We start from the raw sequence: 23088 nt of genomic DNA on the forward strand, positions 1-23088 counted from the left end.
GTTTTGTCGTAGGAGGCGATCGCTGCTTCAAATCTCCCTAAATTACCCAGCATAACGCCACGATTGTACCAGGCTAGGTAAAAATCTGGTTTAATTGCTAAAGTTTTGTCGTAGCAGGCGATCGCTTCTTGAAATTTCCCTGAATTACCCAGTGCAACGCCCTGATTGTAACAGGCTTCGGGATCGGGTTTCATTTCTAAAGCTTCCTCGAAAAAGGCGGTTGTTTTTTCAAAAAAACCTAACCCTAAATTATACAGTTCATTCCAATCCATAATTTCTCACCTCATGGCTCAAATTGTGCAAGACTCTATTGAAATTGCTTAATTCCTTTAACCAGCCGATTAAAATCTTAATAATCTTAAAGTATTTTTTGCAAGTTCAATGTTTCTCAAGACTAACACAACCGAACTAAGCTGACAATACCTGAGCCGCCGTCAACACTAATTCTGGAAAAGTGGGCGAAACAATTTGTTCGTTATCTCTAAACTGAGTGCGCTGATATTTGCCTTCAGCATTTAGCGAAAACACAAATACCGTCGGAATTTTCGGGTTTCCCAAATACTCTCTTTTGCCGATCGCCAAATAATCAATAATCCAGTATTCAGCAATGCCCAAGCGTTCGTATTCATCTAGCTTGTCAACATAATCATCTTCCCAATTCGTTGATACTACCTCCACAGCTAACTGAATCGGCGATTCGAGTGCCGTATAGGATTTGCGTTCAGCACGCCACAAAGTGCGATCGATAACACTGACATCAGGAACTCGTCCTTGCTCTATACCTTCTTTTGTGGTAGTTTTAATCGTGATGCCTCGTTTTACTACATAGTTGAGTTTCAGCCGATCGCACTCTTGATAAAACTGTCTATCTGCAAATTCAGTAACATCATCGTGATTTCTGGTAGTTGCCATTTTGACAATCTCTCCGTTCACCAATTCATAAACACCATCTTCCGGGCAAATTGTAATAAATTCGTTAAATTTTAATTTTTGTTTGGTGATTGCAATCATTTTTTTAAATTATCCCTAAAATTGGAGGCAGAGCCTCTGGATCTGCGTTACCAGGCAGAGCCTGGTAACAAGTAGTTTCTTAGTCTCGCGTTGCGCGGACTTTGTTTGTTTAGACGCGATTTCAATCGCCGAATAATTGATTTTTAGGCTTGATACTTTTTCAGAATAGCAACTTTTTCGGGGTAGATGTCGATCGCCATTTTCTCATCATACCTAGTCGCTAGCGATCGCCTCACCTCGCCCAAAAACAGCGGCTGCGACAGCCCCGGCTCTGGATGTACGATCGTCCGAACGCGGATAGTCATGTAGTCTCTTCCGCGTCCAGAACGCCCTGGAGAGTACAAATCCGCCGCCGCTTGCTGCATCGTTGCTTCTAACTCCGATTCAGTAATCGAAGGCGGCACCGTAACAACTGTTTGAGCGCCGCCAGTGTCGTAAACTAAAGAATAGCGCACCGCGCCGGGAATTTCCGTGCGCGCAAACAGTCCCAAACCAAGACCAAATATACTCGCAGCAATTACGGCCATAAAGCTAGTCACTCCGACCAAACGGAAGCGAAAGCCCCATTTAAAAATAAATGCTATAACTGTTAAAACCAGCAAAGCCGCTGTCAGAATTCCTGCCCATTGGGCATACATTAATAGGTTAGAATTTACGTTCATTTGAGAATTATCTAATTGTTGACTGTTGGCAGTTGACTGTTGACTGTTGATTGTTGGCCGTTAACTGTTAGCATTAGTTATTGGTAGTCACTAACAACTAACAACTAAAACGGGACAAATAACAACCTACAAATAATATCAAATCCGGTAGCATCCTCCTGCATTCATCTCTCCATTCTCTCTCTCTGTGTCCTCTGCGCTCTCTGCGGTTAAAAAAATCCAATTCAACCAAGAACGACATCACAAACAACCAATGCCAGTGACTGTTGACCAATGACCAATGACCAATGACCAATTAAGCCTTTCGGCCCACAAGCAAATAAGTCATCATATCGCCTTTACCCTTCACTGGAATCACGCCGCGCTCTTGGAAAACGTACTTGTCCTGAAGGCGTTCGTAAGTAGCAACTGTCACCTGAATGCCGCCCGGTACCCCTTGAGATTCCATCCGCGAAGCTGTATTTACCGTATCTCCCCACAAATCATAAGTAAATTTTTTAGTACCGATTACCCCAGCTTCCACCGGGCCCGTATTGATGCCGATGCGGATGCTGAGCGGCTGACCTCCCTTGGTTTGCATCTTAGCGATGGCTGTTTGAATGTCGATCGCCATTTCGGCAATGCTTTCGGCGTGGTTGTCGCTCGGTTTAGGCAAACCGCCAACCACCATATAAGCATCGCCGATCGTCTTAATTTTCTCAAGTCCGTAGCGATCGGCCAACTCGTCAAAAGCTGAAAAAATCTCGTTGAGCAACTCTACCAACTGGGCCGGCGACAAATGAGCCGAAAGCTTCGTAAAACCGACCAAATCGGCAAACATGACCGTTACCTCAGCAAAACTGTCGGCGATCGTGCTTTCCCCTTCTTTGAGGCGCTGGGCGATCGGAGCTGGTAAAATATTTAACAGCAAACGTTCCGACTTTTCCTTTTCCTGTGCCAACTCCCGCAAATAAGTTTGCTCCTTATCGCGCAGCCGCTTCTTTTCCAGACAAGCACTAATCCGAGCCTTGAGCAATACCGGATTGAAAGGTTTAGAAAGATAATCCTCCGCCCCCAACTCAATACAGCGCACAATACTGTCGATATCGTCCACCGCCGAAATCATAATCACCGGGATGTGGCGCAAATTCTCGTCAGCCTTGAGATTTTCCAGCACCTGATAGCCGTTCATTTGCGGCATCATAATGTCTAGCAAAACTAAATCAAAAGGGTCGCTACGCATCATTTCCAGAGCTTGGAGACCATCCTCAGCAACAGTCACTGCGTGGCCTTGACGCTGAAGTCGGCGAGCCAGCAAATCGCGGTTCACCTCATTGTCGTCAACAACCAGTACATTGCCCTCATCACCTTTCATTTCATGGCCTCTTTCAGAAGCGTTTCAATCTTGCTCAAAAGCCGGGGAAACTCCACTGGTTTGGTGTCGTAGTCGTCGCAGCCGGCCGCGAGACACTTTTCACGATCGCCCGCCATTGCGTGAGCCGTCAGCGCAATCACCGGAATCGTCTTAGTTTCTGGGGCCGCCTTAATTTGCTGGGTTGCTTGCCACCCGTCGAGCACTGGCAGACTCATATCCATTAGAATCAAATCCGGTACTTTCGCCATCGCCATCGACACTCCCTCGGCACCGTCCACAGCAATAAAGACCTCGTGTCCCTTGCGGGCCAGACGCCTAGAAAGCATATCTCTATTCATTTCGTTGTCTTCGACCAACAGGATTTTAGCCATTGGTGTTCTCCTTGCCTTTCGAGTCGTACCTGCGATCGAGCCTTTCATTTACTATAGAGCGAACATCGCGCAGCAAAGTATCGCAACTGTAGACTCCCTTTTGTAAAACCCGATCGACATAGCCGTTTAGCTGCTCCCTTTCGGCGGTAGTCAGGTCTTTAGCAGTAATAACGACGATCGGTATAGGATCTTCAGAATGCGACTTGCGAAGTTCGGCGATCAATTCAAAACCATCCATTTCTGGCAGCATCAAATCCAGCAAAATCAGGTGCGGGCGAGCAAGTTCTAGCTGTTCGAGAGCCGCCTGTCCGCTGTCAGCTTCCGCCACTGCCCAACCTTGTTTTTCTAGTATGCGCCGCAGTATGTTGCGAGTGGCACCGTCATCTTCCACAATCAATATCTGACAGGGCAAACTTTTAGCCACAACGCCGTCTCGATCGCGTCGGTACTTATTCAACAAAGCAGCCAGCCGTTTGCCGTCCACGGGTTTGGTGAGGTAGTCCGAAGCGCCCAACGCAAAGCCGAGGCTTTTGTTGCCCACAAAGGATAGCAGGATTACGGGAATCTCGGCAAGATCTGGATCTGCCTTCAGCGCCGAAAGCACCGCCCAGCCGTCCATTCCCGGCATCATCACATCCAGGGTAATCGCATCTGGCCGCAGTTGCTCGGCCAGCCTGAGAGCTTCCTCGCCACCGCCGGCGACTTCTATGTGCAGTCCTTGGCGAGCCAGGGCGCGCTGGATCAAATCTTGGGAGATGGGGTCATCGTCAACTACCAGCACCGTGCCGACAGCGGGTGCGTCCTCCGTTCTCGTGCTGTCGCGGGTTGGGCTGGGAACGGACGGCTGTTGGATGGCGCTGGGCAAAAGTACGGTGAAAGTGGTGCCTGCGCCCAAGGTGCTGCAGGCCTCAATGCTGCCGCCCATCATCTGACAGAAGCGCTGGCTGATAGCTAGTCCCAAACCCGTGCCGCCATACTTGCGGGTAGTTGAGGCATCTGCTTGGGTGAAAGGTTGGAAAACTCGCTGCAATTGGTCTGTTGTCATGCCGATGCCGGTGTCGGTGACGCGGAAACTGATAAATTCGGAGTTGGCAATTAAAATTTGCGAAGATTCCTCTTGATTTTGCATTCTTAATTGTTCATTTTTAATGCTTTCGACTGCGATCGCAATTTTCCCATTTTTAGTAAACTTGGCAGCGTTGCTCAGCAGGTTCAGCAGCACCTGCCGGACTTTGGTCATGTCGGCGTGCATCGTGTGGAGATTGTCCCGACAGTACACTTCTAGGATGTTGCCATTTTTCTCGATTAGCGGCTTGGCCGTGGCGACAGCGCTTTCAATTAAGGTATGGATGTCGAAGGTTTCTAAGTAGAGATCCATTCGACCTGCTTCTATTTTAGATATATCTAGGATGTCGTCGATCAGGGAAAGCAGGTGTTTGCCGGCGCTGCGGATTTTTTCGAGGTCAGAGACGGATTCGCCGGCACCCAATTCTTCGGCTTCTTCTTTGAGCATTTCGCTGTAGCCGATGATGGCATTGAGGGGCGTTCGCAGTTCGTGGCTCATGTTAGCGAGAAATGTGCTTTTTGCCCGGTTGGCCGATTCTGCTGCTTCTAGGGCCGACTGCATGGCGGATTCTGCCTGTTTGCGATCGGTAATGTCTTCGACTGTGCCTTCGTAGTATAAAACGCTGCCATTTTCGTCGCAGATGCTGCGGGCGTTTTCGGAAATCCAGATCGTGCTACCGTCAAGGCGGTATATTTGGGATTCAAATTTTGACACTTGGCGGCGCGCGGCCAATTGGGCCACAAACTGGGCGCGCCGATTGGGGTTAACGTAAAGTTGGCGGTTGATATCTGTGAGTTCGGCGAGCATTTGGGCACAGGATTTGTAGCCGTAAATCTCGGCTAGTGCGGGATTGGCGCTGAGGTAGCGTCCCTCGGGGGTTGTCTGGAATATGCCTTCGACTGCGTTTTCAAAGATGCTGCGGTATTTAGTTTCGGCTTGTCTCAAGGCGAATTCTGCTTTTTGGCGTTCTAGGGCATTGGCGAGCATTTCCCCTACCATTTTTAGAGGAGTTAATATTTCGGTCGATCGACCTGTTGCGGGTTGGAAGCTCTCGAATCCGAGGAATCCTATTAGGTTTTCACTACAAGTTAGGGGAATAATTATCAGCGATTGTAGATTGTTTTGAGGTATATTTAATTGTGTTTCTGGGGAATGTGCGATCGCATTTGTTGAGGAAGTTGCTACTTTTTCGGTGGTTTGGGATGGGAACTCGGTCAGGACTTCTGGTAACTTCTTGCCTTGAAAATAGGCAATTTCAGTTTGTACGGGGGGAGGGAGTCCGTCGATTTCTGTGATGTGGAGGTCTTCGGCGCGATCGAGCTTTTCGGCAATCCAAGGAATTCTGGCGATGTCTATTTGTTGGCGGCTGCTGTCTTCTTCTATTTCCAAAATGCCGTCGCTACACCACTCGCAGGTTTTTTCGGCGCTGGTTTTGTCTGCTGATAACAGGTAGATGTAACTGCGGTCAAATCCGGTGAAGGTGGCGATTGCTTCGAGAGTGCGATCGATAAATTTGCCTGTTTCCGAGCTGGGCTGGCCGATGAAATTGATTGACAAACTCGCAATCAACTGATTTAATTCTACTCGATGCTGCAAAGAGCGTTCTACTTTTTGGCGATCGGTAACGTCTCGAAAGCTCCATACTCTGCCGGCTGTGTTTGCTCCGACTTTTGAGGGTAGCGAATTTAATTCGAGGATTTTTCCGTCTTTAAGTTCTAATAATTGGCTGATTTGAGCCTCTGGATTTGCCGACAGTTTTATTAGGTCTGGAAGAATATTTGGGGATTTTTTTAATTGGCGTGCTGCGAAGGTAAACCATGTTTCGACAGAGCTTTTGACCTTGCCTAGCGCCGACTGGCTCAACTTTTCTGCTGCTTGAGACAAGCCCCACATTTCAATAATTTTATGATTAAAATTGCATATATTGCCGTTGCTGTCAACGGCAAGAATTCCGGCATCTGTAGATTCTATAACTGCTTGCAGCATTGAGAGCGATCGCTTGTGTTCTGTCATGTCAAAAAACACCAAGACTGATATTTCGCTCCCGTCAACTGCGGGATTGAAAAAATAGGAAACTGGTAATTTTTTGCCGTCGCTGCACAGAAATTCGTCGTCCCAATTGCTGCAAGGTTGACGGTGGGCGATCGCCTGTTGTAAAGATAATGTAGGTGCGATCGGTTCATGTTCGCTTTTGCTTGCTGACTGTTTCCCGGCCGTCAAAACTTGGGATTTTTGGCCTTTGTTTTGGTTGCTGTTGATGCGAGACAGCAGGGAAACACGCCAAAGTTCTGACTCCCGCCACCCCAGCAAGCGTTCGGCTTCGGGATTCCAGGAGAGGACAAACCCGTTTCGATCGAGGATACACAATCCCGCCCCCAAACTGTTAAAAGTCGATCGCAGCCGATCGAATTCTGAAGCTGTTCGAGAATCTGGGGTGGACTGGGGCGAGGGAACCCCATCCTGCAACGCCTCCTGTTCTTGCTGACTCTGAGTTTCGTCATAGCTACAACTTAGCTGTTCTAAAAATAGCTGCCACTGCTGTGCGTTGGGAGGGGACTCGCCGGCTAAACCGAGCTGTTCTAGTTGGCGCTGGAGGTGAGGATGCATAATTTCTGGCGCTTTGTAGCAATTTGTTATAGTATATCTTTTTAATTATTGACACTCCCCGCGCTAAAGCGACGGGGATTCTTAAAAAACTACCAAACGGCAATTCTTAAGGGCGCTGTCAAGGCACCTCTACCAACTCCACTAAGGTCAAGACCTAGCATTGTTGCTACTTTTCGTATGATGTTGCCCGCTGCGTTACAGTCTGCATTAATGTACCAATTTTGTAAATTAGTTCGATACAGTCCACGCTTAATTCGTCTACCAGACTCTTTCCCCCCATCGAGTTTTGCACCGATTGCAGGCAGGAAGTCACTGTCAACAAATGAAGCTTTTGATGTGTAGCTTTCCTCTGTTTCGATGAATCTAATTCCATACTTTTCGCAGAGCTGAGAGATTCTAGTTTTCAATCTACCAGTAGGAATTTGTACGAATTTTTGATTAGTTTTTGCTCTCATATTTACGCTATTTTTCTGACCCTTGTTCCAACCAAAAACAACAGTACCAATTTGGTTTTCTAGGCAGTGATTAATAACTATTTTAGCCGCCTTATTTACCGCATCACGCATATATCAAATTTTTAGACTGTTTTTTAGCGGGAAAGGAAATAATCGATAAATAGCAGAAAAAAATCATCTTGACAAAAGACTCTATTTATCATAATTTTCGAGGGATAACGAAGTTTCGTTTATAATAGCTGGCAGCCGAATTGTAAAAGTAGAACCTTTCTCTAACTCGCTGCAGGCACTAATGTCTCCGCCCATCATTTCGCAGAATTTCTGAGTAATCGTCAAACCTAAACCAGTGCCGCCGTACTTCTTAGTAGTTGAAGAATCGGCTTGGGTGAAAGGATCGAAGATTTTGGCTAACTGTTCGGAATTCATGCCAATGCCGGTATCTTTTACTGTAAAAACGATCCAATCTTGAGAGGAAGACAATAGAGACGAGCTATTTTCAGTTTTGTCTCCTCTATAGGCTGCAAGTTTTTTGCGTCTCTTGGCAGCTTCGGCGGGGGTTTCGGGGGAGCGGATAACGGCTAAGGTAATTGTGCCGGAGCAAGTAAATTTTGAGGCGTTGCTGAGCAGGTTGAGCAGGGATTGCCGCAGTTTTGTTAAGTCGCTCTGCATGGAGCCAATATCTTCAGGGCATTGTATTTCTAAGATATTACTATTTTTGTCGGCCATCGGGGCGATCGTGGCGATCGCTTCCTTAACTAGATTTAAAATGCTGAAGGTTTCGAGGTGTAAGTCGGTGCGGCCTGCTTCAATTTTAGAGAAGTCCAGAATATCTTTGATCAGCGCTAGCAAGTGATGGCCGGCGGTGTTAATTTTCAGGAGGTCGTCGATGAACTCTTCGTCTACAGGAATCTCTCGGGCATCTTCTTGCAGGAGCTCGCTGTAGCCGATGATAGCGTTGAGGGGTGTACGCAATTCGTGGCTCATGTTGGCGAGAAAGATGCTTTTCGATTGATTTGCGGCTTCGGCGGCTTCTTTTCCCCGGCGGAATTCTTCGGAACGCAAGCGTTCGGTGATGTCGCTGGTCATGATTAAAACGCACTGAGTGCTGCCGAGGTCGATGAGTTCCGCTGACAGCAGCCAGTCGCGCACTTCCCCGGCTTTGGTGCGAATTTTGATTTCTTGGTTGCCGATCGACTTTTGTGCTTGTAAAATCTTCGTGATGCGATCGTTGTCTTCTGAATTGACCAACATTCCTATGTCGCTGACGGTGCGGCCGATAAGTTCCTGCTGTTCCCAGCCCAAGGATCTCAAAAAGCTTTCGTTGGCATCGAGGAAGCATCCGTCTGTGACGGTGCAGATGCTGATGCCGACTGGGGAGGCGTGAAAGGCTTTGGAAAATCTTTCTTCTGAAGAACGCAGGGCTGCTTCGGAGCGCTTTCTGTCTGTGATGTCTTGGACGGTGCTGGTGATGTACAGGGAGTTGACGGCGGCTTGTTCGCAGACTGTGCGTTGGCTGCCGTCGGGGAGTACGATCCTGTAGTCGATGCTGTAGGACTGTTGTTGAAATAACGCCGCTTCGATCGAGCTTTTGACTAATTCTCTGTCTTCGGGGTGCACGTATGCCAAGAAGGCTTCGAGGCTGGGTTCCAGAGTTCCCGGCACCTCTCCCAGGATGCGGTACATTTCCTCTGACCACCGCAATTGCTGGGTGTTGCGGTGTAAGTCCCAGTTGCCTAGCTGGGCGATGCGTTGGGCGTTGGCGAGGCTGGCTTCGCTGGCGCGGAGGGAGATTTCTGCTTGGCGGCGTTCGGAGACGGTGGCTGCTAAAACTAAGCCTGTGACGGCGATGACGGCGATGAAGGCTTGCAGGGAGAGGAGTGCTTGGGGGATGCTGCTGGAGTGTTTGAGAAAGGGGCCGCTGCCTCGGGCTATGCCCCAGATGGCGAAGCCGCAGAGGAGGAAGTTGGAAATGGCCGTGTAGCGCTGGCCGAATCGAAAGGCTGCCCAAACTACTAGGGGAAATGGTAGGTATTCGAGGGGATAGCGCGCGTAGGCGGCGCGGGTGCGGGAGCAGAAGACGAGCCAGCCGACGGCTACTAGCAGCAGCAGCCAAATCGCTCGTTCTATCATCTGTTTGCGATTGATGGGGACTTTGGGCAATTTGTGCCATGTCAGCAGCAGCGGGGCGATGAGCAAAATTCCCATTGCGTCTCCTACCCACCAAGTCCCCCACATCGTGCCAAAATTGCTCCAGCTAGATAAGCCGGTCAAGCAGACGACGATGCTGCCGATGGTGGAGTTGATTAGGGTAGATGCGAAGGCTGAGAGTCCGACTATTCCTAAAATGTCTTTGAGCCGATCGAGTCTGGCGTTAAAGTTCATGCCCTGCAGCAGATAGGTTCCCGTCCACGCTTGCAGGGTTCTGGCGCAGGCAGAGATCGAGGCGACGGCGATGTTGGCCGACGGTATGCTCATGCTGAACAGGAAGCCTCCGATCGCAATTCCCGGCCACATTTTGGGGCCAAACAGCAGCAGGGCGACTTGGGCAATTCCTGCTGCCGGCCACATGGGGTAGATTTCTGTACTCAGGGTGAGGGTGGAAACTGCCAATTGCGATGTCACATAGTAGATCGAGGCGATCGCGCCTACTGTGAGGAAGTACCGCCAGGAATGTCCTTTGATTGCGTTAAGGAACTTTTTCTGCATTGTCGTTTGGGGAAAAGGTGGACGGTTGTTCGGGTCTCAGTAGGCGGCACGGGATTGGTACTGGGTAGCAAAAATGTTTCTATTAAGTGATGGTAGGTTATGGGTGGTAGGTAAGCAGAGAACCTTTTAAGATAATTTTTTGTGGAGTCGTTGAGGGTGTGGTTTTTTTCTGTGCGGTGTAATTAACATCAAGAGGTGTTGGAAATATCCTTTTTTGCCAATATAAACGCACAGACTAGACTTTTTGCAGATATTTTTATTAGGTCAATTGCAGGTGTTGGACATATCTAGGCATATCTACGCAGATTTAATGGAGGAAAGCGATTGAGTGTTGTTGCTCATCTATTAATCAATACGGTTCACTTAACATATTTATGCCCCGGAGATCCCCCTAAATCCCCCTTAAGAAGGGGAGTAGGGGTTGACTTTGAGGGCATTCTGATCCCCCCCTTTTTAAGGGGTGTGCCAGGGAGATCGTCTTAAGTAAACCGTATTGATCTATTAATCATAGCGATTCTCAACTAAGTGGAGCGATCGCCAGTTGTTTGACCAATTACTTTTTTCCCAATTATCAATCTGTATTTTACTTGGTCATATCTAAGGTTAGTGTCAAACGCTCTTGAGCTTCTTTGAGAGCGTCTTGGGGGTTTTGGCCCAGAAGGGTTGCTTCTATGGCGCGGCCTGCATTTTCTGACAGGCGGGAGTAACCTGAGATGATGGGGCGCGATCGGGCCGAGTTCATTTGTTCTAAAAATACTCGCAAAACAGGGTTTTTTTCCACAAAGCTTTGATAAGCTTTGCTCTGTCTCGATTTTAAGTTAATTGGCAAGTAACCTGTTCCCAAAGCCCAGGCTGTTTGGAATTCTTCGCCGAGCACGTATTCTAAGAATTCTAGGGCAGCTTTCTCGCGTTCTGGGGAGGTTTTCATTAAAAATAGGTTTTCACCCCCAACAACTGCTGCGGGGCGTTTGAGGGCGGGTATGGGCATCACTGCGTAGTCGATCGCGCTTTGCTGCAATTGTGCTAGAGTCCAGGGCCCGGTGATTTGCATCGCAACTTTGCCGGCGATGAACTTGTCGAGTTCGTAACCGCGTTCGGGTGCTGACAGTATTGCTGAACCTTCTGTTAATAAGTCGCTCCACAATTCTAAGGCCGCCAGAGCACCGGGATTGTCGATTTGCGGTACGGGAGTTTGAGGTGAGGCGGCCAAGAGTTCGCCGCCGGCGCTGAACATGAATGGCAGCCAGGTAAATACTGTCCATTCTCCTTTGCCTAGGGAGAGCACTATGCCGTGTTGGTCTGGGCGGCCGTCTCCGTTGGTGTCCTTGGTGAGCGATCGGGCTACTTGCTTTAATTGCGCCCAATTCTGCGGCACTTGTTCGATTCCTGCTGCTTTAAATAAACTAGGACGGTAAAATATGGCAGCGTTGTTTGTGGCTAGGGGAACCGACCAAATGTGTCCGTCGAGTTCCATTGACTCGAACAATGCCGGATAGATTTCGGCTTTTCGGGGCGATTTGTCCAGCCATTCTTCTAAGGGTTGAATTGCGTTTAGTTCGGCTAATTTTCCGCCAATTGTGGGCACATTCCACAGCAAATCCGGCGGTGCATTTCCTACTATTGCTGTGAGGATTTTTGGCATTTGTTGGTCGGGCTGTCCAATGTAAATTGGTTTTACTTGGATGTGATGATGTGTTTGGTTGAATTTGTCCGTGAGGGTTTGAAATACGTCGCGATTAGGCGGGGGATTGATGCCGTGCCACAGTGTTAGTTCGATTGTGTCGCTGTTTTTTGAATTGTTTTCGCAGCCGCTTAATATTAGTAGATTTAAGGTGAGAAAAAGACAGAAAATTAGTTTGAATTGGATTTTAATTGTTTTGAATAATTTGGATGAAATCATTTTTTGGTTGCCTTCAGGGAGGAAGAGTTTTTTTAACCGCAGGTGGACGCGGATGGACGCGGATGGTTAGAGGTTGTTCAACAGTCGATCGTTGACAGTTGACTGATGAGGGCGACTTCTAACTAGAAAGCAGAAGACGATCGCAATCAATAGTTTTCTTTTAATTTTTACCTAACAGGAAGAGGCTTTAAACTAATTCTTTCTGGTGCAATCAAATTTTGAGTAATTCCAGATAATTATTGATCTTTCCACTACAATCGGTACATAGTTATTATTTTGGTGACTCACCATGAATAATGCCCTGCCAGATCCCGGACACAATAACCCGCAATCTCAACTCAATGATTTTCTGCAATCTTTAGACACCGACACGCCGCAGACTGTGCAACATTCAGATCTAAAATTAACACCAAATCATTTACCGGACTATTCTCAACAGCCTAATTTTATCCAGACTAACCAACCAGACATTGTACCAGATTTATCTCAAGCTGCACGGGCAGAAAGTCACCCAAACCATGACTGGCATCAAACATCAGGCCTAGATGCACATCATCAACAAGTTTGGACAGTCAACTCTTCCTATGCAACAGTTTCTGGGTGCGGTATTCCAGCAGCCGCAGCGGCACCTTTGCGCCGGGAGGAAGAAGCGAGTAAAGGTAAAGAATTTATCTTTGAAATCATCACGGTGGATAAGCAGGGGAAAACAACGAATAAGCAGTCGGGGAAAGCTTATCAAAAAGAAGAAGATTTGGGTAATGGGGTGAAACTGGAAATGGTGCATATCCCGGCGGGTAGTTTTATGATGGGTGCACCGTCGCCAGAAGGTGATGATTATGCACGTCCACAACATCAAGTTACTTTTGCCCAACCATTTTATATGGGGAAATATGCCATTACTCAAGAACAATGGCAAGCGGTGATGGGAAATAACCCTTCTTATTTTAAAGGTGGGAAACGTCCTGTAGAACAAGTATTGTGGAATGATGCGGTAAGTTTTTGTCAGAAGTTGTCTGAGAAAACAGGAAAAACCTATCGTTTGCCGAGTGAGGCCGAGTGGGAATATGCTTGTCGGGCTGGCACAACTACAGCTTTTCACTTTGGGGAAACTATTACTCCAGATTTGGTTAATTATGACGGCAATGTTCCCTACGGTTGGGCGCCGAAAGGACTTTATCGCAAAGAAACAACGACAGTGGGGAGTTTTCCTCCGAATGCCTTTGGACTTTACGATATGCACGGGAATGTTTGGGAATGGTGCGCCGATCCTTGGCATGATAATTATAACGGTGCACCTTCTGATGGTAGTTCGTGGACAACTGGTGGAGATAGTAATCGGCTGCTGCGCGGGGGTTCGTGGGACTTATATCCCGCCGATTCCCGCGCTGCGTGTCGTAACAGCGATTCGCCGGCCACTCGCTACGACGAGCTCGGTTTTCGGGTTGTTTCTGCGGCTGTGTGGACTCCTTAGCCCTTGACACTTTTACCCTTTTACCCTCTACACTTCTTCTCTTTACACTTGGGTCATCGCCTCTGGCGACTCGATTTATTTGCAGAAAATCACGCTCTCTGTGCTAACATTGCTCTATGGAATAATTTCCCATTATTCAAAAAACCTACGATTTAATTAAGGTGATTTAATTAAAGGGATCGCGCTTACCAAATTTAGGCTAAAATAGACTGATTACAACCTCAGCCGAACAATGAATCCCGCTGAAAAAATATCTCTTTTTCAACAAGCAATAGAAACCGTAGAATCTCTTTCACCAGAAGAGCAAACTATCCTGATCGATATCATTCAAAACCGACTTAAACAACAGCGTCGAGATGAACTGTTACAAGAAGTTGCAGAGTCAGAGCAAGATTATGCACAAGGCAATGTACGTCGTGGTACAGTTGCCGACTTGATGGCGGAGTTGAACGAGTGAAAACCTTAGTCTGGAGTTCAGCCTTTACTCGTACTCTCAAGCGTTTAGTCCGCCAAAACCCGCAATTGCGCTCTCAAATTGAGCAAACATTGCAACAACTTTCGGAAGATCCATTGGCTCCTACTTTGCAGACTCATAAACTCAAAGGAGATTTATCGGATCGATGGTCTTGTTCCATTGACTACAGAAATCGAATTGTGTTTAAATTTGTTCAAAATTCTGAACTAGATGAAGAAGAGATTTTTCTACTGACTCTTGGATCTCACGATGATGTTTACTAATACTAATTTAAAAAATCCTTGCTACAACATTCTTAGTTGAGTTTGTTGACTCAAATATTGTGACTGGTGCGTTGCCAGCTAGATTTTTCGTTTGTTTGGGATACTATGGATGGCGACAAACCCTACGAATATTGTTGAATTGAGTTTTTTTTCTTGGTATAAGTTTCTGGCTGTTAAGAGATGGCGCGATTAGGTTTCAAAAGACAAGTATGCAAATGCTTAAAGATATTATCTCGGTTAAACCGTTAGAATTCTATCAACTACATCTCAAGTTTGAAGACGATATAGAGGGAGTTGTTGAGATCAGTCAACTGATTGAATTCACGGGAATATTTTTCCCTTTAGAAGACCTGAGTTACTTTGTTCAAGTCAAAATTAATCCAGATTTGGGGACTGTTTACTGGGAAAATGGAGCAGATTTAGACCCAGATGTTTTATATTCAATTATCACAAATCAGCCAATCGCTACATATGAAAAAGAATCTGTCAGTCGATTTTAGATTTTAGATTTAGTCCACAGATAAAAATCTTGCTGTCACAACCACGGCCGCTTAAAATGATACCATGAATGAATTGCTAATCATTCAAAAAACCTATGTACTTAACTAAAAATCTATGAAAATTGTTTTTTTTGGCACTCCCGACTTTGCTGTTCCTACTTTATCCAGTTTGCTGAGTCATCCCGAATTTGAGGTGGTGGCTGTGGTGACTCAGCCGGATAAGCGCCGGGGAAGAGGCAATAAATTGATGCCTTCACCTATTAAAGATGTGGCTTTAAATCACAGTCTCCCAGTTTTCGGGCCGCGCCGCATTAAGAAGGATGCGGAAACTATTGCTATGTTGCGGGAAGCGGAGGCGGATGTTTTTGTGGTGGTAGCTTACGGGCAGATTCTTTCTCAAGAAATTCTCGATATTCCTAGTTTGGCTTGCGTTAATGTTCACGGTTCAATTTTGCCGAAGTATCGCGGGGCGGCACCGATTCAGCGCTGTCTTTTTGATGGGGAAAAGGAGACTGGGATTACTACTATGCTGATGGATGCTGGGATGGATACTGGGGCGATGTTGTTGAAGAGTTTTGCTGGGATTTCGCTGTTGGATAATGCTGATTCTTTGGGGGATAGGTTGGCGGAAGTTGGGGCGGATTTGTTGATAGAAACTTTGGTGAAATTGAGGGACGACAAAATTGAAGCTGTTCTTCAAAATGATGCTGAGGCGACTTATGCGCCGATGATTAAAGCGGCGGATTTTGTGCTGGATTGGTCGCAAAGTGCGATCGCCATTCATAATCAAGTTAGGGGCTTTTACCCGGATTGTACTACGACTTTTCGCGGTAATTCTTTGAAGGTGATTGCTACTGTGCCACTAGGGCCGGAATATTGGCTGCAAATGCCGCCGGAGTTGAGGGTTTTGGAACGCGATTGGCCGCTTTTAGCCCAGTTGTCGGGCGCAAATGGCGAGGTTGTCAGGGTTGTGAAGGGCTTGGGGGCGATCGTCCAAACTGGTGATGGTTTGCTATTATTGCGAGAGGTACAGTTGGCGGGGAAAAAGGTGCAGTCTGGGGTGGATTTTGCCAACGGGACTCGGTTGGCGGCGGGCGAGGTTTTTGGGGGTGTCTAAGCTAGGGGTTAGATAGAATCTCGAAGGGTTTATTAGTTTGTTCCCATGTCTGAATAGCTATATAAAGTTTTGTCTTTCGGAAATGAGCAGACTCATAGGCAAGTCTTAGGTTTTGTTCAAGTACATTTGGCTCAACTTGCTTGGAGTTGCACGAACCTAATGCTTTGCAAAGTGCGATCGACAAAATAGCAATCAGATCGTGACCGCAACAAATGTACCACATATCTTGAGTATCTGTTTTTAAGCTATCCATATTTGCTCTAATTTCTTGCTCGTCAAGTCCCGGCTTTTGAGAGTTGTTTTTCACAGTCTGAAGCAACTTCGATTCATTTAGTGCCAAGGTTTTATCATCTACAAATTTATTAAAAGCTAAACCTTCAAATTTCAAACAATAATTAAATTTCAGCGAAGCCCATCGCAAATAACCGATAATCTTGGCACTTTCTAATAAAGTCTGGCGGATATCTTTAGCAAAATTATTAATTTTTGCTTCCGATCCGTGTTCCAAAAGCACCTTTTCAAGTGCTGGCGACTTCAGCAGCATAGTTTCCAAATCGTGAGTATCTGTTAAGAGTAAATTAGGACTAAATGTAACAGTACCTTCTAGTATCAAAAAATCAGCATCAACCACGGCCAAAACGCCAGCAAAGTTATCTTTTTCAAGGATATTGAGCGCTTTCACAGCATTATCCTTGTTTTGGGCATTCTCTACACGACATTTGGTGGAATTTACCAAGTTTTTCCATACCCGCGCATCTGTATCTCCCTCAGCGATTAAAAAAGAGCCGGGGTGTTGAGTTCGCAGCAAGCGAATTTTGTTCGCAATGCGATCGGGTGTAATGGATTCCTTCATTCAATTGGCCCTTGCAATTCCACTGTCAAATCCCAGCGGTCGTTGATAATATCTGGAGAGTGAGTAGCTAAAAGCACGTCAAAGTTTGCTAGCTTAATAATTTCTTGCAAATCTTTGAGAAACTGCACTTGCCACGCTACGTGCAGCGAAATTTCTGGTTCGTCAATGAGAACGAGCGAGTTAGGTTGAACTTTGAACAACAACTGATACAGCATTACCAGTTCGTGCTGTTCCCCGAATGATAAATCTGTCGGCGACAAAGGTTTGCCATCCGCCGTTGTAAAGGTAAAGCCTTTCTCTTTACTGATGCTCATATTTTTATAGAGAAATCGCTGTTTAATAATTCTTTTAAAAAGTTCTATTTTAGTAGCGAGTTCCTGAAAAACCATGAGTTTTTGTTCTACATCTTCAATATATACTGATAGAATGTTTTTAGTTGTTCCATCAATGTGTTGTGCAACTTGAAAATCAGGATTTTCATCCTTGTCTAAAAGACCATTTTCTATGAGGAGAGAACGCTTTTCCTCAATTTCATTTAATTTGTTGCGAAGTGTTTCTTCTGTGAGTTGGGAGGGTGCTTTGTTGTTAAAAATTCTTGCCGGAAAGGTTCTTTCAAGGGATTGAGACAATGCACCATATTCAGCCAGTTTTGCTTGAATCTCTTCTACGAGTTCCTGAGAATATATATTAACTGAGGGAATCATTGATGGGTGTTTGGTGTCTACCGCTGCAGGAACACTTGAGGGAGTTAACAAACGCTGAGTTTCTATAAAATGAACATCGATCGAGCTTTTTAATTCTGACAACCACTTTGGTTCTTTCTTAAATCTCCGTGCAAACTTTTTAAAATTTTCAACAAAGGGTATGGCAAAATTTTCTAATGGGTCTAAAGGCGTAACTATCTTTTGATCTCCAAATTGGATTAATGAATTTACTTCATCCTCTGTAGCGCTCAAATGCCAATTCATCTTTACTGCTGAATTTGTTAATAAATCCGGTGAGAATATTTCTGGCTCTGCACCAGGATGATAAAAATGAAACGTTAACTTTTCGTCTTTTTCATTTTCATTGGTTTGATCGATAGATTTAGTTACTTCCACGTGACTGCCGTCATCAAAGTCTAATCGTAACTCGGTAAATGGAATAGTCCGAAGTTCTGAGTAGCGGGAGTTAAAAAATCCATTAACCATTCTCAACAATACTGTTTTCCCAAACCCGTTTGGCCCGTGAATAATCGTAATTTCTTCTTCTCTATTCAAAGGAATAATATGGTTGAAAAATCCAAAAAGTTTGGTGACAGAAATTTTATTTATTCTCATGTTTACCTCTGATGAAACATTGCTATAATCGTTACCTAAATCTTACAGCATACGCATCTGAACATTTAATTTCCTTACCGCAACAGACAAACTATAACAGATTGTACGTTAATTAAGTACACCTTAGCCACACAGAATTGGGCAGGACACGGGGGCGCGACCTACAAAAAACTGTATTATACACTGTTTGCCTAAAATTCCTCCAAAACTTCCTCTTTTCCACCCAACAAACCCTGCGCGGCTTCTAACATACTCTCAGAAAAATCTTTCAAATCTTCCCGACTTGCTAAATAAGTTTTCAAAGCTTCTAAAGGTTCTATACTATTATTAGCATTCAATTCTGGCAACCTCGGCCTCGCTAGCTGACTGACTAATTCCGGTTGAATTGTGTAGCTGTGGGCTTCGCCCAGAAGTGCGTGCAATTCAACGTTATCAATTAAGTCTAATTGTTCCGATCGCAATTGGTAAACTAATCTCACCACAGCATCTTGGATTTGCTTCTTCCCAATGGCTTTAACCAAGTCAGCTTGCGGGTTTTCCGATTCAGACACCTTTACCTTAATCGTCAGAAACACTCGCACGGGTAAGGCGCAAAATTCCCACTCAGCTTTCCCTCGTTCTAAATTAACTAACACAAAACCTTTGTCTTCTTTCTCTTCGCTAAAATCAACTCGTTCGATGCTTCCCGGATAAATTACGGGCGGATTGTTGGATAAATTCAAATTTTGGTGTTTGTGAACGTGGCCGAGGGCTACGTAGTCGAAACAAGGGCGGGTTAGCATGGAAACGGGTATGTTAAAACCTTTACCAACTGCTAAAAAACGTTCCGCGCCCAGACTTGCTTTATCTGCCATTAAGTGCGCTAATAGTACGGTGGGGATTTCGGGGTTGAGACGGCGAATTTCTCCTTCTAGGGCGATCGTCAGTTTTTCGGTTAATAATTGGTTAACATCGCCCACAGACAGGCTTTCAGTCTCGGATCGCGTCATTAAGGTCGATCGCGTCAACCAAGGCAATGTTACCACCTGTACTGCGCCGTTGCGGGTGTGTATGAGGTGAGTTTCTAGGCGATCGCCTACAATAAACTTAGGTATTCCCAAAGTCCGGTAAATCCCCAAACTCGCGCCGCCCTGTCCCTGGGAATGTTGGTCGTGATTTCCTACTAGCAAAACCGTGGGAATTTGCGCGTCAACCAAGCGGCTGAATTGCCGCGCAAAAGCTTCTTTTACAAACGGTGGCGGCGTTGAATCGGGGAAAGCATCGCCGCCGAATATAACTAAATCTACGGGTTCAGAAATTGCCCTGTCCATACATTTACTCAAGGTAGCTGCGAAGTCTTCCAGCCGCGTATTTAAGCCAGTTTCTGGATTAACGCGGCCGTGAGAAAAGCCACTTCCCATGTGGATATCTGAAAGGTGAAGAATTTTAATCATTGTTTTCTTTGTGAGTTGTAATTGAGGTTCTATCGTTCGGACTTCAGTCCTCAGTTTACCAAGTATTTTATGTTTTTATAGGTGCTAATTCGACGCTGTGTCGATTGGGATTGATGCGTTTATCGATCGCAAAAATTGCCTTTTCTTCCTCCAACCCGATTTCGTGAAACTCTTTAAACAAACATTCTAACTCAATTTTTGCAATAACAGTTTCCAGCCACTTATCAAAGGAATCGCATTCAATGCTTCTCAAAGGTTCGTTTTTGCACTCAAAACTGATAATTTGTCCGGGAGTACCGTCAAAACAGCCTTTTGTATCCACAACCCGCAGCCACAAATCATCTACTTTCATAAACGGAATCCATGCTTTGTTCCAATATTCTCCGGGCTGCCATTCTTGAAAATTAACTTGACTCTGGGTGTCCCAAAATTTTTTCTCCTTCACAATAGATGCCAAAGATAAAATACTCCTGCCGTGTTCAAAAGGCAACAGCCACTTATTTTCTGAACTCTCATAAGCCGAACCGTTATACCAGCGATAAAAGTCATAAAAAGTTTCGGGAAGCGATTGTTGGTAACGATTTTTAAATAAGTCGATTTCCGTTTCAATTGCACCGGAATTTAGCAAATTTTGCGCGTCGGGACAGTAGCGCTTTAAGCTTTGGGCGAAGGTACGAACCAGAGGGTTGCGGGGCTGAAAAAGTTTTTTCATACATCATAATATCATGCCGGGGACTTTTTGATAAATTTGGGCGATCGGGCAGCGAAAATCTATACTTGTCAACTCTAACTCATCTCCTTGTCCGTAAGTTTGAGAAACCCAATTTCCCTCAGCATTGAGTCTAAAACATTCAATTTTGATTTCAGATTGATTGATGAGCACGTATTCCTGCAAACTCGATGCAGTTTGGTAATCGGCAAATTTATCGCCCCTGTCAAAAGATGCAGTTGACGGCGACAAGACTTCCACAATCAAAGACGGATACAGGATAAAATCCTCGGTGGAATTTATCTCTCTTTCGTCGCAAGTTACCGCTATATCTGGGTAGTAATAGCAATTAGCTTCTTCCAGTCTGACTTTTATGTCTAATGCTAAAACGATGCAGTTAGTGCCATCAAGATGATTGCCTAGCCGCCTTACTAAGTTACTAGAAATAACGATGTGGGGCTTTTTTGCACCAGTCATTGCATAAACGTGTCCGCGTCTGTATTCGTGTTTGATCGGACTTACTCGTTCCCCTTCTAGGTACTCTTCTGGTGAAATGTAGAAATTGTTTTTGCTGATAACCATTGATTTGTCCTCGGCTAATTTTGTGTGATAATATTTGTTTGAATTCGTAGATTTTGGTAGGAACACGGCATTGCCGTGTTCCTACCAAATTAACACAATTCCAGAAATCGCGCGTGCCACAATTTGCCGCTTTCCGTCAATCCCTGCGATCGCACTTTAATTTTAACTCCGCGAGGGTTAGCCTCGTAGAGTCGGGCAATTTCCTGCATTTCCCCGCTGCTAAAGCCCGTTCCCACTGTTCCTAGCGGCACTAATTTGCCCCCAACTTCTTGCGCGACTTCGATCGCACTAAAGGGCCGCCCCGCAACTTTAGTCGGTGTCAACCCGACAATCAACAAATCGTATTCCTGACAGTATTTAGTCCGCACCATCGGGAACTTCTTAACATCTTTCCCGCCCACATAACAGCAGTTGTGCAAAATCCAAACTTCGCCTTCTCTGTTTTCAGATTCCTGCTGATTTGCTAATAAAAGTTTTTCTGCGGCGGTGCGATAAGTCGGTAAAATTTCAAATTCTGAAGATAAACTTACCAGCAATTCACCAACTGCAACTCCGGCGGCAATTCGTTCTGATTCTGCCAACCCAGTCAAGTCTTTGCCGTGGGAAAACAAACATTTGAAAATGGCATAAACGGCGGTTGGTTGAACGGTTGGAAAACCGCTTTCAATATTAACTGTAGCAGCTTGCGCCCCCGTGCGGTGTTCGCTGCCGGTACAGCTTTTGTAATACAGTTCGCCGTCTAAAACAAAGGTGTTAATTTGAGTGGCTGTGTCTGTTAATGCGCGATCGATCGCAATTGATGCTTGTTGTCGCAGGTTAGTCGATCGCGATTGATAGTATACTTTATCTGGCGTCGCCACAACCACAACTCGGTTGCCGTCCCGCTTTGGCTGTCCCCAATAATCGGGATTTTCGATGTAATAAGAACGTTCCACCGGCGCATCAACCGGCTGCATCGTGACAATCCTTCCCGGCTGCAAATTCGCAGGTAATTCGGGAACAATCGGATTGTTTGCAGTCTCTATTTTGGCAGCAGCCTTTGATTTTGCCGCAGGAGCAGCATTGGTGGTAGACTTGCTTTGAGTGTTGTTAGTCGGCTTTTCTCCAGTTTCCAACTCAAACGCTCTTTTCCAAAATCCCACCGCCATTTCCGGGTATCCTTCCGACTCCGCACACAGTGCAAAACCAATAACTTTTGCCGTACCGATGCCGCGCCCGTAATCAGCCAAATACTGCACCGCCCCCGCTTCACCCATCAAGTGCAATTCCCGCGTGACGATGCGATTGTTCCAACGTTCTCGAATATCGGCGCTAATTTTTTTAGCTGCTTTGCGTTTTGCTTCGGCGTATTCGGTGCAGTCCATACTGCCTCCTTTTTGTAGGGCTACTTCATATACTATACTAAAGCTTGATTTATTAGTCAAGGTTAAGTTGATAATTAGGAGGTGTGAATAAATTTAACTCTTTCATTTGTGAACTAGATTTATTTTTTAACCGCAGAGGCGCAGAGGGCACAGAGAAAGAGAAGAAAGAAAACGATAGGCTTGTAGTGGTGTTTTGATTGTCAATGGCGGTAATCTGTTCACCGCCAATGCTAAGATAACTTCGATCGCACATTGCGAACAATAAAGTCGCGAGTTGTGTCTTGCTCGCGTTGGGTTCGCCAACTTGCGATCGCACCTTCGATAATTTAAGATCGAGTTTAATCTTACTCTAATGATACGATTGATTTTGTACAGCAAACCCGGATGCCATTTATGCGAAGGGTTGCAAGAAAAACTCGAACAGATTGAAAACCTCAAATTTCAACTCGAAGTCCGAGATATTACCCAACGCGACGATTGGTTTGCAGCTTATCAGTACGAAGTTCCAGTTTTGTTTAAAGTGCAGCCCCAGCCAATAAATTCTGCTGTCGAACCTGCATTTTCCTCCGAACAACTGTTACCCCGTCCTTCTCCCCGCTGCAGTGTCGCCCAATTGGAGCAACTGTTACAGAAACATTTGCAAATTGATGCGTCGCAATAATAATAGGATTTACGCAAAAACTCAGGGTTTAATCCTGGTCTCGGCCTGCACACCGCGCACAGAATAGCTGTGTGGGGCGTGCACCGTCAAGCACTGCAAAGCCGCACCCAGACTGGCTAAAATAATTGCGTAATAGCTGGTAAAAGTATAGTCATTTATTGCATGACATGGGAGGCGTTAAGTCCCTCCCCCTTCCCTTTCACTTTGAG

Annotated in this window: 21 protein-coding genes; 6 read left to right on the forward strand and 15 right to left on the reverse strand. The window is 45.7% G+C overall.

Going from position 1 to position 23088, the window contains the following annotated elements:
• From QUB13_RS11335 to QUB13_RS11375, 9 genes are all read right to left on the reverse strand, one after another.
• Positions 1–272, reverse strand: a 272-nt coding sequence (locus QUB13_RS11335) for a tetratricopeptide repeat protein (RefSeq protein WP_333380714.1), incomplete at its 3' end; no start/stop codon positions are given.
• Positions 273–408: 136 nt separating this feature from the next.
• On the reverse strand, positions 409–1011 hold the full coding sequence (locus tag QUB13_RS11340) for a Uma2 family endonuclease (protein ID WP_333380679.1): 603 nt from the start codon (positions 1009–1011) through the stop codon (positions 409–411).
• A 143-nt stretch (positions 1012–1154) separates the two neighbouring features.
• Complete coding sequence (locus QUB13_RS11345) at positions 1155–1673, reverse strand: Ycf51 family protein (RefSeq protein WP_333089434.1); 519 nt, start codon at positions 1671–1673, stop codon at positions 1155–1157.
• A gap of 295 nt (positions 1674–1968) precedes the next feature.
• Positions 1969–3027: an adenylate/guanylate cyclase domain-containing protein gene (locus QUB13_RS11350; protein ID WP_333380681.1), complete on the reverse strand. Its 1059-nt coding sequence runs from the start codon at positions 3025–3027 to the stop codon at positions 1969–1971.
• Positions 3024–3398 (reverse strand): response regulator, encoded by a 375-nt coding sequence (locus QUB13_RS11355; protein WP_333089432.1) that lies wholly within the window; start codon positions 3396–3398, stop codon positions 3024–3026. Before QUB13_RS11355 ends, QUB13_RS11350 begins: the two co-directional genes overlap by 4 nt.
• Complete coding sequence (locus QUB13_RS11360; RefSeq protein WP_333380683.1) at positions 3391–7071, reverse strand: response regulator; 3681 nt, start codon at positions 7069–7071, stop codon at positions 3391–3393. The genes QUB13_RS11355 and QUB13_RS11360 overlap by 8 nt, the downstream gene beginning before the upstream one ends.
• Positions 7072–7160: 89 nt before the next feature.
• Positions 7161–7637 carry a transposase gene (locus QUB13_RS11365; protein ID WP_333380685.1) on the reverse strand — a complete coding sequence of 159 codons (477 nt, stop codon included), beginning with the start codon at positions 7635–7637 and terminating at the stop codon, positions 7161–7163.
• Between the two features lie 81 nt (positions 7638–7718).
• Positions 7719–10232, reverse strand: a complete 2514-nt coding sequence (locus QUB13_RS11370; protein WP_333380687.1) for an MASE1 domain-containing protein — start codon at positions 10230–10232, stop codon at positions 7719–7721.
• A gap of 583 nt (positions 10233–10815) precedes the next feature.
• Positions 10816–12132 carry an ABC transporter substrate-binding protein gene (locus tag QUB13_RS11375; protein ID WP_333380689.1) on the reverse strand — a complete coding sequence of 439 codons (1317 nt, stop codon included), beginning with the start codon at positions 12130–12132 and terminating at the stop codon, positions 10816–10818.
• A 289-nt stretch (positions 12133–12421) separates the two neighbouring features.
• On the opposite strand from QUB13_RS11375, the gene QUB13_RS11380 reads away from it, so the two are divergent.
• From QUB13_RS11380 to fmt, 5 genes are all read left to right on the forward strand, one after another.
• Positions 12422–13603 carry a formylglycine-generating enzyme family protein gene (locus QUB13_RS11380; protein WP_333380690.1) on the forward strand — a complete coding sequence of 394 codons (1182 nt, stop codon included), beginning with the start codon at positions 12422–12424 and terminating at the stop codon, positions 13601–13603.
• 232 nt (positions 13604–13835) lie between these two features.
• Complete coding sequence (locus QUB13_RS11385; RefSeq protein ID WP_106333262.1) at positions 13836–14060, forward strand: hypothetical protein; 225 nt, start codon at positions 13836–13838, stop codon at positions 14058–14060.
• Positions 14057–14341, forward strand: a complete 285-nt coding sequence (locus QUB13_RS11390) for a type II toxin-antitoxin system RelE/ParE family toxin (protein WP_333380692.1) — start codon at positions 14057–14059, stop codon at positions 14339–14341. The genes QUB13_RS11385 and QUB13_RS11390 overlap by 4 nt, the downstream gene beginning before the upstream one ends.
• A 209-nt stretch (positions 14342–14550) precedes the next feature.
• Complete coding sequence (locus QUB13_RS11395; RefSeq protein ID WP_333380694.1) at positions 14551–14841, forward strand: DUF2442 domain-containing protein; 291 nt, start codon at positions 14551–14553, stop codon at positions 14839–14841.
• Positions 14842–14956: 115 nt separating this feature from the next.
• The gene (fmt, locus tag QUB13_RS11400) at positions 14957–15958 is read left to right on the forward strand and encodes a methionyl-tRNA formyltransferase (protein WP_333380696.1); all 1002 of its coding nucleotides are present in this window, start codon (positions 14957–14959) and stop codon (positions 15956–15958) included.
• A gap of 1 nt (position 15959) precedes the next feature.
• Here the strand turns inward: fmt and QUB13_RS11405 are convergent, their stop codons facing one another.
• The 6 genes from QUB13_RS11405 to QUB13_RS11430 all read right to left on the reverse strand — a co-directional run bounded on the left by QUB13_RS11405 (position 15960) and on the right by QUB13_RS11430 (position 22278).
• Complete coding sequence (locus QUB13_RS11405) at positions 15960–16811, reverse strand: DUF4435 domain-containing protein (protein WP_333380698.1); 852 nt, start codon at positions 16809–16811, stop codon at positions 15960–15962.
• Complete coding sequence (locus QUB13_RS11410) at positions 16808–18130, reverse strand: AAA family ATPase (RefSeq protein WP_333380700.1); 1323 nt, start codon at positions 18128–18130, stop codon at positions 16808–16810. Before QUB13_RS11410 ends, QUB13_RS11405 begins: the two co-directional genes overlap by 4 nt.
• 191 nt (positions 18131–18321) lie before the next feature.
• Positions 18322–19563, reverse strand: coding sequence for an exonuclease subunit SbcD (gene sbcD, locus QUB13_RS11415; protein ID WP_333380702.1), 1242 nt, complete (start codon positions 19561–19563; stop codon positions 18322–18324).
• Positions 19564–19630: 67 nt separating this feature from the next.
• Positions 19631–20275 (reverse strand): SMI1/KNR4 family protein, encoded by a 645-nt coding sequence (locus QUB13_RS11420; protein ID WP_333380704.1) that lies wholly within the window; start codon positions 20273–20275, stop codon positions 19631–19633.
• 3 nt (positions 20276–20278) lie between these two features.
• Entirely contained in the window at positions 20279–20854 is a 576-nt protein-coding gene (locus QUB13_RS11425; RefSeq protein WP_333380705.1) for a Uma2 family endonuclease, read from the reverse strand.
• 89 nt (positions 20855–20943) lie between these two features.
• Positions 20944–22278 (reverse strand): ATP-dependent DNA ligase, encoded by a 1335-nt coding sequence (locus QUB13_RS11430; protein ID WP_333380707.1) that lies wholly within the window; start codon positions 22276–22278, stop codon positions 20944–20946.
• Positions 22279–22573: 295 nt separating this feature from the next.
• On the opposite strand from QUB13_RS11430, the gene QUB13_RS11435 reads away from it, so the two are divergent.
• The gene (locus QUB13_RS11435) at positions 22574–22879 is read left to right on the forward strand and encodes a glutaredoxin family protein (protein ID WP_333380716.1); all 306 of its coding nucleotides are present in this window, start codon (positions 22574–22576) and stop codon (positions 22877–22879) included.
• Positions 22880–23088 lie beyond the last annotated feature (209 nt).

It is taken from the genome of Microcoleus sp. B4-D4 (assembly GCF_036705185.1).
Classification (GTDB): Bacteria; Cyanobacteriota; Cyanobacteriia; order Cyanobacteriales; family Microcoleaceae; genus Microcoleus.

Excerpts from the sequence above, each read along its gene's own strand:
- QUB13_RS11340 (WP_333380679.1), bottom strand. The coding sequence starts at position 1,011 with ATGATTGCAATCACCAAACAAAAATTAAAATTTAACGAATTTATTACA.
- QUB13_RS11345 (WP_333089434.1), bottom strand. The coding sequence starts at position 1,673 with ATGAACGTAAATTCTAACCTATTAATGTATGCCCAATGGGCAGGAATT.
- QUB13_RS11350 (WP_333380681.1), bottom strand. The coding sequence starts at position 3,027 with ATGAAAGGTGATGAGGGCAATGTACTGGTTGTTGACGACAATGAGGTG.
- QUB13_RS11355 (WP_333089432.1), bottom strand. The coding sequence starts at position 3,398 with ATGGCTAAAATCCTGTTGGTCGAAGACAACGAAATGAATAGAGATATG.
- QUB13_RS11360 (WP_333380683.1), bottom strand. The coding sequence starts at position 7,071 with ATGCATCCTCACCTCCAGCGCCAACTAGAACAGCTCGGTTTAGCCGGC.
- QUB13_RS11365 (WP_333380685.1), bottom strand. The coding sequence starts at position 7,637 with ATGCGTGATGCGGTAAATAAGGCGGCTAAAATAGTTATTAATCACTGC.
- QUB13_RS11370 (WP_333380687.1), bottom strand. The coding sequence starts at position 10,232 with ATGCAGAAAAAGTTCCTTAACGCAATCAAAGGACATTCCTGGCGGTAC.
- QUB13_RS11375 (WP_333380689.1), bottom strand. The coding sequence starts at position 12,132 with ATGATTTCATCCAAATTATTCAAAACAATTAAAATCCAATTCAAACTA.
- QUB13_RS11380 (WP_333380690.1), top strand. The coding sequence starts at position 12,422 with ATGAATAATGCCCTGCCAGATCCCGGACACAATAACCCGCAATCTCAA.
- QUB13_RS11385 (WP_106333262.1), top strand. The coding sequence starts at position 13,836 with ATGAATCCCGCTGAAAAAATATCTCTTTTTCAACAAGCAATAGAAACC.
- QUB13_RS11395 (WP_333380694.1), top strand. The coding sequence starts at position 14,551 with ATGCAAATGCTTAAAGATATTATCTCGGTTAAACCGTTAGAATTCTAT.
- fmt (WP_333380696.1), top strand. The coding sequence starts at position 14,957 with ATGAAAATTGTTTTTTTTGGCACTCCCGACTTTGCTGTTCCTACTTTA.
- QUB13_RS11405 (WP_333380698.1), bottom strand. The coding sequence starts at position 16,811 with ATGAAGGAATCCATTACACCCGATCGCATTGCGAACAAAATTCGCTTG.
- QUB13_RS11410 (WP_333380700.1), bottom strand. The coding sequence starts at position 18,130 with ATGAGAATAAATAAAATTTCTGTCACCAAACTTTTTGGATTTTTCAAC.
- sbcD (WP_333380702.1), bottom strand. The coding sequence starts at position 19,563 with ATGATTAAAATTCTTCACCTTTCAGATATCCACATGGGAAGTGGCTTT.
- QUB13_RS11420 (WP_333380704.1), bottom strand. The coding sequence starts at position 20,275 with ATGAAAAAACTTTTTCAGCCCCGCAACCCTCTGGTTCGTACCTTCGCC.
- QUB13_RS11425 (WP_333380705.1), bottom strand. The coding sequence starts at position 20,854 with ATGGTTATCAGCAAAAACAATTTCTACATTTCACCAGAAGAGTACCTA.